The sequence below is a fragment of the Peptoniphilus genitalis genome (genome assembly GCF_023614525.1).
In the GTDB taxonomy this organism is placed as follows: domain Bacteria; phylum Bacillota; class Clostridia; order Tissierellales; family Peptoniphilaceae; genus Peptoniphilus_A; species Peptoniphilus_A genitalis.
Window position 1 is genome coordinate 706,935 of sequence record NZ_CP097885.1, and the last position, 13,520, is coordinate 720,454.

Annotated in this window: 9 protein-coding genes; 1 reads left to right on the forward strand and 8 read right to left on the reverse strand. The window is 38.5% G+C overall.

Annotated features, from left to right (window positions below):
• Positions 1 to 120: 120 nt before the first annotated feature.
• The 4 genes from pyrG to M9426_RS03460 form a co-directional block, all read right to left on the reverse strand.
• Positions 121 to 1,719, reverse strand: coding sequence for a CTP synthase (gene pyrG / locus M9426_RS03445; protein ID WP_060799755.1), 1,599 nt, complete (start codon positions 1,717 to 1,719; stop codon positions 121 to 123).
• A gap of 8 nt (positions 1,720 to 1,727) precedes the next feature.
• The gene (locus M9426_RS03450; RefSeq protein WP_250342453.1) at positions 1,728 to 3,800 is read right to left on the reverse strand and encodes a glutamine synthetase III domain-containing protein; all 2,073 of its coding nucleotides are present in this window, start codon (positions 3,798 to 3,800) and stop codon (positions 1,728 to 1,730) included.
• Positions 3,801 to 3,919: 119 nt separating this feature from the next.
• The gene (locus tag M9426_RS03455) at positions 3,920 to 5,137 is read right to left on the reverse strand and encodes a sensor histidine kinase (RefSeq protein WP_250342454.1); all 1,218 of its coding nucleotides are present in this window, start codon (positions 5,135 to 5,137) and stop codon (positions 3,920 to 3,922) included.
• A complete protein-coding gene (locus tag M9426_RS03460) occupies positions 5,137 to 5,829 on the reverse strand; it encodes a response regulator transcription factor (RefSeq protein WP_250342455.1) in 693 nt (230 codons plus the stop codon). Before M9426_RS03460 ends, M9426_RS03455 begins: the two co-directional genes overlap by 1 nt.
• Positions 5,830 to 5,915: 86 nt before the next feature.
• Between M9426_RS03460 and M9426_RS03465 the strand changes: the two genes are divergently transcribed.
• Positions 5,916 to 6,830: a YihY/virulence factor BrkB family protein gene (locus M9426_RS03465; protein WP_250342456.1), complete on the forward strand. Its 915-nt coding sequence runs from the start codon at positions 5,916 to 5,918 to the stop codon at positions 6,828 to 6,830.
• Here the strand turns inward: M9426_RS03465 and M9426_RS03470 are convergent.
• The 4 genes from M9426_RS03470 to M9426_RS03485 form a co-directional block, all read right to left on the reverse strand.
• Positions 6,827 to 7,429, reverse strand: coding sequence for a ComF family protein (locus M9426_RS03470; RefSeq protein WP_250342457.1), 603 nt, complete (start codon positions 7,427 to 7,429; stop codon positions 6,827 to 6,829). The genes M9426_RS03465 and M9426_RS03470 overlap by 4 nt on opposite strands.
• A complete protein-coding gene (gene recD2, locus M9426_RS03475) occupies positions 7,410 to 9,587 on the reverse strand; it encodes an SF1B family DNA helicase RecD2 (RefSeq protein ID WP_250342458.1) in 2,178 nt (725 codons plus the stop codon). The genes M9426_RS03470 and recD2 overlap by 20 nt, the downstream gene beginning before the upstream one ends.
• Before the next feature lie 101 nt (positions 9,588 to 9,688).
• Positions 9,689 to 9,985, reverse strand: a complete 297-nt coding sequence (locus M9426_RS03480) for a PspC domain-containing protein (RefSeq protein WP_005957865.1) — start codon at positions 9,983 to 9,985, stop codon at positions 9,689 to 9,691.
• Positions 9,986 to 10,043: 58 nt separating this feature from the next.
• Complete coding sequence (locus M9426_RS03485; protein ID WP_250342459.1) at positions 10,044 to 13,469, reverse strand: pyruvate carboxylase; 3,426 nt, start codon at positions 13,467 to 13,469, stop codon at positions 10,044 to 10,046.
• Between the last annotated feature and the right edge of the window lie 51 nt (positions 13,470 to 13,520).

A 13,520-nucleotide genomic window follows, 5' to 3' on the forward strand; every position in this document is an offset into this window, starting at 1 on the left:
AAGTTTAAAGATAAAAATTACAATTTAAAAATTAAAATTTAAAAATTAAAAATTAAAATTTATTTTAAACACAAAAAATCTCACCCACACAAGATGGATGAGATTTTATTTTTTATATTTTTATTTATTTTTCTTTTGGATTACTGCTTTCACAAAGCCGTTAAATAATGGGTGAACCTTTGTTGGTCTTGACTTAAATTCTGGATGGAATTGGCAAGCAACGAAGAAGTCTTCATCTTTTAGTTCAATTATTTCAACTAGGTCCTTGTCTTCGTTGATACCAGAGAAGACTACGCCAGCTGACCTAATCTTGCCCCTGAAGTCGTTGTTAAATTCGTATCTGTGTCTGTGTCTTTCCTTAATTTTTTCTTGACCGTAAAGAGAGTAAACTAAGGAGTCTTTTTCAATTGTGCAGTCATAATTGCCAAGTCTTAAAGTTCCTCCAACATTTTTAATGTCCTTTTGGTTTTCTAAAAGATCAATGATTGGATAGTTTGTATCTGGATTTATCTCTGTAGAGTTAGCATCCTTAAATCCAAGCTTGTTTCTTGCAATGTCAATAAGTGCGATTTGCATTCCGTAACAAATTCCAAAGTAAGGGATGTGGTTGTCACGAGCGTACTTAGAAGCCATGATCATTCCTTCAGTTCCACGTGATCCAAATCCACCTGGTACAATTATCCCATCAAGTCCATCGAGTATGCTTGCATCTTTTTCAATATCTTCTGCGTCTATCCACTTTATGTTTACCTTGTAGCCATTTTCGCAACCTGCATCAGTTAAAGCTTGAGTCACAGAAAGATAAGCGTCGTGAAGGCTTACATATTTTCCAACAAGTCCAATAGTAACGTCGCCCTTGACGTCCTTAAATCTTTTAACCATATCTCTCCACTTGCCCTTGGAAGCTGGTCTGTCTTCTAGGTCAAGTTCCTTTAAGATGTAGTCGTCAAGGTGTTGTTCGTGGAAAACTAGGGGAACTTCATAAATAAGTTCAACATTTGTTGATTGGATAACTGCTTCCACTGGCACGTCACAGAACAATGAGATCTTTTCTCTCAAGTCATCTGTAACTAGACCATTAGACCTTACAATTATTACATCAGTTTTAATTCCATTAGACATAAGCTCCTTGAAGGAGTGTTGGGTTGGCTTTGTCTTTAATTCATCTGAACCAGGAATGTTTGGCACAAGAACTGTGTGAACAAATAGGACGTCAGATTTTTTATTTTCTGAGTGAATTTGTCTTATAGCTTCTAAAAATGGAAGGGATTCAATGTCGCCTACTGTACCACCAATTTCTGTTATTACAACATCAGCCTTGGATTCTTTGGCAGCCTTGTAAACTGCGTTTTTAATTTCGTTAGTGATGTGAGGGATTACTTGGACAGTTGCTCCGTCGTAGTCTCCCCTTCTCTCCTTGGCAATAACTGTAGAATAAACCTTGCCAGTTGTAATTGATGCACCCTTAGTCAACTCTTCATCAATAAATCTTTCATAGTGACCAAGATCTAAGTCAGTTTCTGCTCCATCCTTAGTTACAAAAACTTCCCCATGTTGGTAGGGACTCATAGTTCCTGGGTCAACATTTAGATAGGGATCAAATTTTTGCATAAAGACAGAAAGTCCCCTGTCCTTTAAAAGTCTACCAATACTTGCTGCAGAAATTCCCTTTCCAATTCCTGAAACAACTCCACCTGTAACAAATATAAATTTCGTCATACTTCCTCCTAGCTTAATGAATTAAAAATATCTTCGTAAGATGGCAAAGTCATATTCTTTCTTGAGATTAATCTTTCCATTTGGTCTGCTATCCTTCTCGTTGTAAGGAGCTTAGTGGCAATATTTCTCTCAACATACTCTGCCTTTTTGTATATGTCATATATATTATTTGAATGTTCAAGGAGAAGATTGATTTCATCTCCACATTCAAGTAAGTCCGTAATCATCTTGTCTATTCTATCATACTTGATCCTTAGTTTTTCATTGTTTTTGAATTTTAAAATTTGAGATAGGTCATTTAATTCAGACATCCCCATAGGAACTAGGTCCTTGTGAATCATTGAGACCATAGTCTTGGCCTCAAGACTGTGATAAATTACAACTTCTTCAAGGTTTACCTCATAGGAAGCCTTGATTTCCTTTTCTGTATAAATTCCCCTCTTGATGAAAATGTCGTGGAAGTCAAAGTCTCTTAAAGAAACTAGGGCATCAAAATAAGTCTTGTGGTTGGCAAGTCCCCTTCTCTTGGCTTCTTCCTTCCAATCATCAGAATAATTATCGCCGTCGCAAATTATCCTGTCGTGATTTTCCATAATTTCTCTTACAATTTCAAGAGTTTTTTCCCTTAACTTATTAGGATCATCTTGGAAGTCCTTTAACTTTTCATAAATATTTGCAAGAGAGTCTGCCATGGCACAATTTAATGAAATGTTTAAGTCAGACCCAGTCTTAGATGATCCAAGCATCCTAAACTCAAACTTATTACCAGTAAAGGCAACAGCAGCTGTCCTGTTTCTGTCGCTTGAGTCCCTAGGAACACTTAAGAGGTTGTAGCCCCTAAAGCTATTGTCAGAATCTTTTTTGTATTCAATATCTTCCTTAATGTCCTTAAATAATTCTTCTAAGTCAGATCCAAGGAAGAGGGAAATAATTGCCGGTGGCGCTTCATCTGCTCCCAGCCTAAAGTCGTTGGAAGTTGATGATGCACTTACCCTCAAAAGACTTTGGTACTTGTCTGTAGCTTCGATAATCGCTGCAGTAAATAATAAAAATACATTGTTGTTATAAGGATCATCGCCTGGGTCAAAGACATTTAGTCCATAGTTTGTGACAATGGAATAATTGTTGTGCTTGCCAGATCCATTTACGCTATTAAAGGGTTTTTCATGGAAGAGGCAGACCAAATTATTTTCTAGGGCAGTTTCCTTTAAGATATTCATCAAAAGTTGATTGTCATCTATTGCCACATTTACATTTTCGAATAGGATTGCCATTTCAAATTGATTTGGGGCAACTTCGTTGTGCTCAGCTTCAGAATAAATTCCAAGCTCGTAAAGTTTTTTGTCTACGTCCTTATAAAATTTTTCTACCCTTGCAGGGATTTGACCAAAGTAATGGTCTGATAGCTCTTGCCCCTTTGGAGATGGAGCACCAACGATGGTCCTTCCAATGTTTTTAAGGTCGCTTCTCTTCTTGTAGACTTCCTTGTCAAGTAAGAAAAATTCTTGTTCAAGTCCAACCTTGACCCTCATCCTGTAGGCGTACTCATCTTTCTCGAATAAATTTACGACCCTTGTTCCTTCTTCGCTTAAGATTTTTGTGGAGTCAATGAGTGGACCCCTCTTATCAAGTTTTTCTCCCTTGTAGGACATAAAAATAGTTGGGATGTATAAGACACTTCCAATAACAAAGGAATTTGCTGTTAGGTCCCAATAAGTATAACCTCTTGCTTCAAAGGTTGACCTCATGCCTCCAGATGGGAAGGATGATGCGTCAGGCTCTCCCTTGACAAGCTCCTTGCCAGAGAACCTATTTATTGGTTCATTGTCAGAGGTCCTAGATATAAAGGCCTCGTGCTTCTTTGCAGTGTGACCAGAGAGTGGCAAGAACCAGTGGGCAAAGTGCGTTGCACCATTTTTTAAAGCCCAGTCCTTCATGGCGTGGGCAATGGCATCTGCTGTCTCCCTGTCTAGGTCTTTTTCGTTTCTTAGTGCATCCTTCCACTTTAAGTAGATTGGATAGGGTAGTGATTCCTTCATCTTCTTCTTGTTAAAACTTTTTATCCCAAATTCTTCTATCATACTTCCCCCTATTAAAAATAAAAACAAAAAAATGGCAATTAATTAAAATTGCCATTATGAAAAACCTGTGGTTTCTTTTTATTTTATTTCAATTTAAAAACTTTGTCAATAAAATATAGTCAATCAGAATCCCTTAAGAGGAGGACGTGGACCTCGAACCACTGACCGTGGATTGACACCTTGACTTCTCCACCGAGAAGCTCTGCCAAGTTCTTCACTATGTTAAGACCAAGTCCTGATCCTTCAGAGTGTCGTGACCTGTCAGCCTTTAAGAGTTCTTCAAAAAGTTCATCAGAATTCATATTTAGTTTTTCATCTACAATGTTCTTCACATAAAATTCTATGGTTGACTCTCTTTCTATTACACCAGCAAGGACTCTTGTGCCAGGTCTTGCGTGCTTAGCAGCATTGGAAAATAAATTTTCAACAATTCTCACAAAGAGATTTACGTCAGTGTAAATTAAAATTTCATCGCTTGCTGACTTGTAAGAAAATTCCAAGTCCCTCTTCTCGAAGAGGGAGTCGTAATCTCCATAGATTTGTAAAATCATCTCGTTTAATTCAACTAAGGACTTCTCAATAGATAGGTTACCCGTGCTTGTCTTGGAAGCAAAGACCAAGTCAACGATTAAGTCCTTTAACCTAGTTGAGTTCCTCTTGAGTATTGCAACAAAATTCTTCGCCTCGTCATCAAGGACTTCCTTCTTGGACAAGAGGTCGGCGTAATTTATTATAGAAGTGAGAGGAGTCTTTAAGTCGTGAGAAATATTTGTAATCAAATCAACCTTAAACCTCTCGGACCTAAAGTTTTCTTCCAGCCTTAACCTGTCACGGACCTTAAAGTCTTCCATTAAGACAGTGATTTTGTCCAGGTATTCATTCTCAAAGGGGCTGGGGATTTCAAATTCATAGCCATAGAGGATGGATTCTATGAGCTCAATGGAAAGAGCATTTTGAGCAAACTGAACTTCCACAATAATAACCGCCCTTAAAATCATAAAGAGTAGGACGTTTAAAAGGACTATATCACTTTTTATCAAGCTGTAAAAAATTATGTACATAATTATTAGGGTAACATTTAAGGTCCCAAAGAGTCTGAAATTTTTAAAACGCCTATACTTGTAGAGGTTGTAGGTAAAAATTGTATCCAAGAGTTTCTTTCTCTTGATCTTTAAGAGGGCAAAAATTAAAGTTACAGTCCAAGCTAGGATAAAGTGCTTGTTGATGTTAAAGAGTTCAAAAATAATTACAGAGGACACAAAAATATTTTCAAGAAAGACCCTATCTATTAAATCGAGGAATAGGTCTCTCATAAAAACTTTAAAATCAGATAACATTACTTGACCTCAATCTTATAGCCCATCCCATAAACAGATTTAATTAGGTCAGGCTTCCTTGGATTGATTTCAATCTTGTCACGCAAGTGGGAGATGTGAACAGAAATTATTTTTCTAACATCAATAGCTTCTTCTTCCCAGACCCTTTCATAAATCTCATTAGAAGAAAAAACTCTTCCAGGATTTTTTGCAAGCAAGTAAAGAATCTTGTATTCATAAGGAGTTAGGTTAGCAAGTTCATCTTCAACACGAACTTCCTTGGAGTCGTCAAAAATTGAAACTCTGCCAATTTTTAAGTCTCCAGTCTTTATGTCTGATGCACCAAGAGAAAAATACCTTCTTATAAGAGAGTTGACTCTCGCTGTAAGCTCAACTGCATTAAAGGGCTTAGTGATGTAATCGTCGGCTCCAACATTTAGGCCCACAATCTTATCTGTGACTTCACCCTTAGCCGATAAAACAATTATTGGAATATTTGTCTTCTCCCTCATCTTCATTATGAGGGTAATTCCATCCATAACAGGCATCATTATGTCAATGATTGCAAGGTGAATTTCATTCTCCTTAATAATTTCAAGAGCTCTAGCCCCATCTTCTGCTGTGAAGACCTTGTAGCCCTCGGCTTTCAAATAAATTTTTATTGCGTCTAAGATATCTTTCTCGTCGTCGCAAACTAATATATTGTAGTTCATAGTATCACCTAATCCTATTTTATCATTTAATGATTTGTTATCATATGACATTTACTATATAATACTCAAGAGGTGTTAAAGAAAATATGAATAATTTTATAGATAAGGTCAAAGACAAAAAGGCCTTTACTTTTTTTGATAAACTAATTTACAGGGTCTTGGACCACGACACCCTATCCTATGGAGGAAGTCTAACATATTTTTTAATATTATCCATCTTCCCCTTCTTAATCTCATTAATCAATGCTATTAATTTTTCAGGGATTCTTGATCCAGAATATATTTACGGACTTCTCGATGTCCTTCCTGGTGAAATCCAAGAAATTATAAGAAACTTTTTAAATGAGCTTCACATGTCATCATCGGGATCCTTTTTAACAATCTCCTTCGTGGCAGGTCTTTTCACTGCATCAACTGCAGTCTTTAAGCTCATGAAGATAATAAATCAATCCTATGGCTTCGTTGAGTCAAGAGGCTTCCTAGCTCAAAGGCTAATGGCCCTCTTCTTTACCCTAGCCCTAATCCTCATGATTTTTCTTCTTGTCCTTACACAAATCTTTGGACAAATTATTTATGTAAAGGTCATGTCCTACCTGGGGATTGAGAATGCATCCTTCGACAAGATTTGGTCCATTGCAAAAAATGCAATTCCCCTTGCCTACATGCTCATTACCTTTATCCTCTTGTACAAATTTTCTCCATCAAAGTCCAGAGAAAATATGATTACAATAAAGTCCGTCTTGCCAGGTTCAATCTTCGCAACCCTTGGCCTAATTATTGCCTCATCAGGATTTAACTTTTATGTATCTAGCTTCGGCAAGTATTCCATAACTTATGGATCTCTTGGAGGTATCATAGTCTTTTTGATTTGGCTCTACCTCCTATCAACTATAACTTTAGTTGGGGCAGAGATAAACTCCACTCTCTACTCCATGAGGAATTTTAAGAGTCTTAACAACTGGCCAAGACATGATTCAATCTTTAAAAATTTACAAGGCTAAGCAATTTCTGTGGCTGCAATTAGTGCAGTCACTTTTTTTATGCCTGCCTTCTTGGCAATCTTTGTCAGCTCAGAGATTGTTGCCCCAGTTGTTATTACGTCGTCAACGATAATTATCTCTTCAGCATAATTTTTCACTTCAAAGGCATCTCGTAGGTTCTCTTCACGGTCAAACTTCTTTAAACCAACTTGAAATTTGGTATCTATAACTTTTTCAAAGACATCTTGGCAGGGCAGGTCCAAGTTCCTTGCAATTTTCTCTGCCAAAATCTTGGACTGGTTGTAGCCTCTTTCCCCTTCCTTCTTCCTGTGCATGGGGACATAGGTTATGACTTGGTCCTTTAAGTTTTTCTCCAAAATCTTTTCCGTCATGATTTCAGAAATTATTTCTCCATAAGAAAGCTTTCCCTTAAATTTAAAATCAATAATGAGTCTCCTCATAATGCCCGAGTAAGTGGAGGAAACTATTAAGTCATCAAGGCCTTCTATGTCATAATAGTAGGCTGAATCCTTATTAATTAGACTTATGCACTCGTGACAAAGGCCATAGTCTTCAACCATTCTCCCACATAAGGGGCACTTATCCTCTTTTAATTTCATCTTGGTCCCTCAACTTTTTCTCAAGCTTGGAATACCTCTTGCGATTCCTATTGTTTTCAATCATCTTCATGAGATAGTCGCTTATGCCCACAAGGACAACTGCCTTTGATGCTCTCGTTATAGCTGTGTAAATCAAATTTCTTGTTAAGAGCATGGGAGCAGCCCTGTAAATTGGAATTACAACTACAGGGAACTCACTTCCCTGAGACTTGTGGATGGTCATGGCATAGGCAAGGGCGAGCTCGTCAAGATTATCAGAAGAGTACTCGACACTTCTCACGTCATCAAAGACAACTGTTAGCTTTTTATTTTCCTTGTCAATTTTTGAAATATAACCAAGGTCTCCGTTAAAAACTCCCTTTTGCTTGTCCTCGTAAAATTCATTTTCTATTTTTGATTCCAACTCATAATTATTTTTTGTCTGTAGGACCCTGTCCCCCAACTTAAATTTTTTGCCAAGGACTTCAATAAATTCGTCGCTGTCATTTAGGTGGTCTTGGAGGGCAAGGTTCAAGTTTTCTGTCCCATGGACCCCCTTCTTGGTTGGAGTTAGGACTTGGACATCAGCCTGGCTCACATTAAAATAATTTGGCAACCTAGTCTTCACAAGGTCCTTGATAATTTCAAGCCCCTTGGTCTCTCCTCTTTCAGAAATCATAAAGAAGTCGCCACGATTTAAGATTGGGGTCTCCCCCTTGTTGATCAAGTGGGCATTTTTAACGATCATTGACTCTTCAGACTGCCTAAAAATTTCTTCAAGGTTCACTGACTCAATGACTCCTGATTCCAAAATATCTGCCAAGACATTACCAGGGCCAACAGATGGAAGTTGGTCCTTATCGCCAACTAAGATCAAGCGAGTTGGGGACTCAATGGACTTTAAGAGGGTTTCCATTAAGAGGATGTCCACCATAGAAACCTCATCAAGAATTAAGACATCACATTCAAGCTCTTCCACATTGGCAAAGTCGCCGCCAAAACCAATCTCAAGGAGCTTGTGGATGGTGAAGGCATCTCTTCCGGTTTGTTCCTTCATCCTCTTGGCAGCCCTTCCCGTTGGAGCAGCCAACTTTATCTCCTTATCCATGGACTCAAAAATATCTATTAAGACCTTTAGGGTTGTTGTCTTACCGGTTCCCGGTCCCCCAGTTATGACAAAGACACCCTTGTTGATCGCATCCTTAACTGCCCTTCTCTGAGTTTTGGAAAGCTCAATATTTCTAAATTTTTCAGTATTTTTAATTTTTTCATCAATATCAAAATTTTCATCAAAGGAATTATTTAATTCAATTAACTTGCCTGCAACATAATTTTCTGCTGCCAAGTACCTGGCTATGTAGCAGTTGTAATCTTCTCCGTCCCTCTCAACAAAAAAGTTTTTCTCAAGAGTTAGAGTCCTTGCAATCTCATCTGGGTCCTCAAAGCTTGTCCCAAGAATTTTTTCTCCTGCCTTGATTAACTTGTCAAGGGGCAAGTAGGTGTGACCATCCCTATTGGCAAGCATGAGAGCGTACTTAAGTCCAGCCAAGCTCCTAAAGTCAGAGTCCTTTTCAATTCCAATGGACTCAGCAATTTCATCCGCCTTCTTAAAGCCCAGCCCCCTCACTCTTCCAATCAAGTCGTAGGGATTTTTCATTACGATTTCTATGGACTCGTCCCCATACTCCTTGTAAATTTTTAAAATCACAGAAGCTGGAAGGTTGTACTTAGAGAAGTGAAGGAAGATCTTCCTCATGGCATACTGCTTGTCGAGAGCTTCCTTGATGTCCCTGTACTTTTTCTTCCCAATGCCCTTAATAGACAAGAGTCTTTCAGGATGATTTTCTATAACATCAAGGGTCTGGTCCTTAAACTCATCAACAATTCTTTCAGCCATTTTTTCTCCAACGTGGGGGATCATGGCAGAAGAAAGATAGGAAACAATGGCAGCTTCTCCCTCAGGCATGACTTCCTCAAGGTCTGTAAAGGCAAACTGGTCTCCATACTTATTATGGTAGGTGAAGTCCCCAGTAAATTTGTATTTTAAATTTTCTTTAAAAATTGTGGCTGAGCCAACAACTACAAGGTCGCCATCACTGGAAATTATTTTTGCAACAGTGTAGCCGTTGTCTTCATTTCTAAAAATTATTTTCTCCACAAGACCTTCAAGACTAATCAATTAAAACACCTCGACAATATTGTATCAAGTAATGGAGAGATTATACAGAAATATTTGCCGGCTTATGAGCATTAAAAAAGAGGTCCCCTTGGACCTCCCTCTCAATAAAAATCTTCGTCATTCTTCTTTTGTCTTTCGTACTCATCCCTATAATTTCCGTAGCTATCTTTGAAGGGATCAGAAAACTTTTCTCCATAGGACTCATCTATTCTCCCGATTGGTTCGCTTGGAATAATAATAGCAAGAGCAATGTAGACCCAAATGCTAAGTCCTCCTGGCACGATTAACAGAAAAGTTATAAGTCTCACAAGTGTGGAGTCAATGCCAAGATACTTTGCTATCCCGCCACAAACTCCTGCAAAAAACCTATCATTTCTCGACCTGTATAACTTTTTCATTTCACACTTCCTTTATAAATTTCATAAGCTAATAATAAATTACCCCAGAGAAAATTTTTTATTCAAAGCACAATAATAGCTGACCACTTTCCACCATGTCGCCTTCTCTTACCCTGATGTCTTTAACTTTTCCATCAATGTTTGCGACAATATTGGTTTCCATCTTCATGGCTTCAGCAACAAAAAGACTGTCTCCCTTTTTAACTCCGTCGCCTTCAGCAACAAGAACTTTTACAATCTTACCTGGTATTGACGAACCAACTTCCCTTTCATTCTTTGGATCGGCATAAATTTTTTCTTCTCCAAGACTTTCTCCTGCCTTTACAGTTTCGTCCTTGATCTTAATAGTCCTTCTTGAGCCATTTATTTCAAAAGTTAAGTTTCTTGTTCCATCTTCTAATAATTTTCCAACTTCAATTAAAGTTACAATTAAAGTCTTACCTTCTTCAAGAGAAATTTCTGTTGACTCGCCTTCCATTAGTCCATGGAAGAATACGTCTGACCCAATTCTTGTCACTTCCCCATTTTCTTTTATATAGTCAAGGTAGTCATCAAAGACCTTTGGATATAGGGCTGAAGAAATTATATCTTCTTCACTTGGACTTATTCCCTTATCTTCCAAATGCCTTTTAACTTTATCAAAGTCCTCATCTTCTAAGAGTTCACCAGGTCTTTTTGTAATTGGACTTTCTCCCTTAAGAATCATTTCTTGTAGGTCCTTAGGGAAGCCTCCATAAGGTTGACCCATCATTCCCCTAAAGTAAGTCATGACAGAGTCGGGATAGTCTAAGTTCTTGCCCTTTTCCAAAATATTTTCTGGAGTGAGTTCATTTTGCACCATAAAAATTGCAAAGTCTCCAACCATTTTTGATGAAGGAGTTACTTTGACAATGTCACCCACCATTTCGTTGACACGCTTGTACATTTCCTTAACATCCTTAAACTTGTGGCCAAGTCCAAAGGACTCAACTTGTGGCTTTAGGTTTGAATATTGGCCTCCAGGAATTTCATACTTATAAATTTCTGTAGTACCTGACTTCAAATCAGATTCAAAATTTGCATAAACCGGTCTAACTGCAGCCCAATATTTTGAAATATCCTCTGCCTTATCTAAATCTATTTCTGTATCCCTTTCAGTATTCTTAAGGGCAGCGACAACTGAGTTAAGGGCAGGTTGGGAAGTTAGTCCACTCATGGAGTTAACTGCTGTGTCAACAATATCAACCCCAGCTTCAGTTGCCTGCAAGATTGTGGCAACCCCATTGCCAGTTGTGTCGTGAGTGTGAAGGTGGATCGGGAGGCCAACTTCTTCCTTTAAGTTCTTGATTAACTTCTTAGCTGCATAAGGTTTTAATAGACCTGACATATCCTTGATGCCAAGAATTTGTGCCCCAGTCCTTTCAAGTTCCTTGGCAAAGTCAACATAATACTTAATGGAATACTTGTCCCTTTTCTCGTCAAGTATGTCTCCAGTGTAGCACATAGTCGCCTCTGCAATTTTTCCATTTTCAAGGACTTGATCAATGGAAAGTTTCATTCCATCAAGCCAGTTTAATGAATCAAAAACCCTAAATAGGTCAACACCATTTTTTGCAGACTCCTTTATGAACTTTACAACCACATTATCTGGATAATTTTTGTAACCCACAGTGTTGTTGCCACGAATTAACATTTGCAAAAGCATATTTGGCATCCTTTCACGAAGGAGCCTCAACCTTTCCCATGGATCTTCGTGGAGGAATCTGTAAGCAACATCAAAGGTTGCCCCGCCCCACATTTCTACAGAAAATAGCTTGTCCATGTTGTAGTTCATAGCCTCAGCAATCTTCACAAGGTCAATAGTCCTCATCCTTGTAGCCATAAGAGATTGGTGGGCATCACGCATAGTGGTATCAGTTAAGAGAAGCTTCTTTTCCCTTAAGATGTGATCCATAATTCCATCAGGTCCAAGCTCGTCAAAAATTTGCTTGTAACCCCTGAAGTCCTTTCTTTCAAAGCTTGGAACTTGCGGAACATCAAAATTTTTCTCAAGAGTCTTAGTGTCATTGACAACCCTCTCTCCAATAATTTTCATGAGCCTTAGTTCCTTGTCCTTAGAAGATTTTATTTCAAATAGCTCTGGATGCTCTTCAATAAAACCTGTGTCGCAAGTTCCCTCTTCAAAGTCTTTGGTGTTTAAAACATTTAACAAGAAGCCAATGTTAGTCTTAACTCCACCAATCTTTAATTCAGAAAGAGACCTCTTTGCCTTTCTTATGGCATCCTTCCAAGTCCTTGCTTCAGTAATTACCTTTACAAGAAGTGAGTCGTAATAAGGCGAAATCACTGCACCAGTAAAGCCGTTGCCACCGTCAAGTCTTATCCCAAAACCAGAAGATGACCTATATAAATTAATTTGCCCAGTGTCTGGCATAAAGTTGTTGAGAGGATCTTCTGTTGTAACACGACATTGGATAGAAAACCCCCTGTGGTCAATAGCATCTTGACCCCTGATTCCAATTTCATCACTGTCAAGCCTGTAGCCCATGGCAACGAGAATTTGCGACTGAACAATATCAATATCAGTGCACATCTCTGTTACAGTGTGCTCAACTTGGACCCTTGGGTTAACCTCTATAAAATAGTGGTCCCCCTTAGAGTCAACTAAAAATTCAACAGTCCCTGCGTTAGAATAGCCAATAGACCTTGCAATCTTTAGGGCATCTTGGCAAATTTCTTCTCTTAATTCAACTGGAAGAGAAAAGGCTGGAGTGTATTCAATAACCTTTTGGTGACGTCTTTGGATAGAGCAGTCCCTTTCATAAAGGTGGACAATATTTCCATACTCGTCTCCCAAAATTTGCACCTCAATATGCTTTGGCTTGTGAAGATACTTTTCAATAAACATTGAGTCATCGCCAAAGGCTTTTTTCGCTTCGTTCTTAGCAGATTGAAACTTATCTAAAAGCTCCTCTTGGCTCTGGGCAATTCTCATGCCCCTACCGCCGCCACCAGCAGCAGCCTTGATCATAACAGGATAGCCACAAGACCTTGCAAAGAGAAGAGCCTCTTCCTCATTGCGAATAGGTTTTTCAATTCCAGGAATAGTTGCAACACCAGCTTCCTTTGCAACAATCTTTGAAGTGATCTTGTCCCCAAGCTTTTCCATAACCTCTGGGCTTGGTCCAATAAAAGTAATTCCCTCTTCTCTACACTTCCTTGCGAACTCAGGATTTTCTGACAAAAATCCGTAGCCAGGGTGGATGGCATCAACACCCTTCTTCTTTGCAAGACTAATTATCTCGTCAATGTCTAGGTAGGCATCAAGAGGTGACTTGCCCTTGCCAATCTCATAAGACTCGTCAGCCTTAGTCCTAAAGAGTGCCAGCCTATCTTCTTCAGAATAAATGGCAACAGAGCGAATCCCCATTTCTCTTGCTGCCCTGAAAATTCTAATGGCAATCTCTCCACGATTAGCAACTAAAATTCTTTTGAACTTCTTCATAATTTCCTCCCTTTTAGTTTTAGATATTATACAACAAATACAAGGTAATTT

What these genes read in the sequence shown, in the direction of transcription:
- pyrG (WP_060799755.1), bottom strand. Translation starts at nt 1,719, where the DNA reads ATGACGAAATTTATATTTGTTACAGGTGGAGTTGTTTCAGGAATTGGA.
- M9426_RS03450 (WP_250342453.1), bottom strand. Translation starts at nt 3,800, where the DNA reads ATGATAGAAGAATTTGGGATAAAAAGTTTTAACAAGAAGAAGATGAAG.
- M9426_RS03455 (WP_250342454.1), bottom strand. Translation starts at nt 5,137, where the DNA reads ATGTTATCTGATTTTAAAGTTTTTATGAGAGACCTATTCCTCGATTTA.
- M9426_RS03460 (WP_250342455.1), bottom strand. Translation starts at nt 5,829, where the DNA reads ATGAACTACAATATATTAGTTTGCGACGACGAGAAAGATATCTTAGAC.
- M9426_RS03465 (WP_250342456.1), top strand. Translation starts at nt 5,916, where the DNA reads ATGAATAATTTTATAGATAAGGTCAAAGACAAAAAGGCCTTTACTTTT.
- M9426_RS03470 (WP_250342457.1), bottom strand. Translation starts at nt 7,429, where the DNA reads ATGAAATTAAAAGAGGATAAGTGCCCCTTATGTGGGAGAATGGTTGAA.
- M9426_RS03480 (WP_005957865.1), bottom strand. Translation starts at nt 9,985, where the DNA reads ATGAAAAAGTTATACAGGTCGAGAAATGATAGGTTTTTTGCAGGAGTT.
- M9426_RS03485 (WP_250342459.1), bottom strand. Translation starts at nt 13,469, where the DNA reads ATGAAGAAGTTCAAAAGAATTTTAGTTGCTAATCGTGGAGAGATTGCC.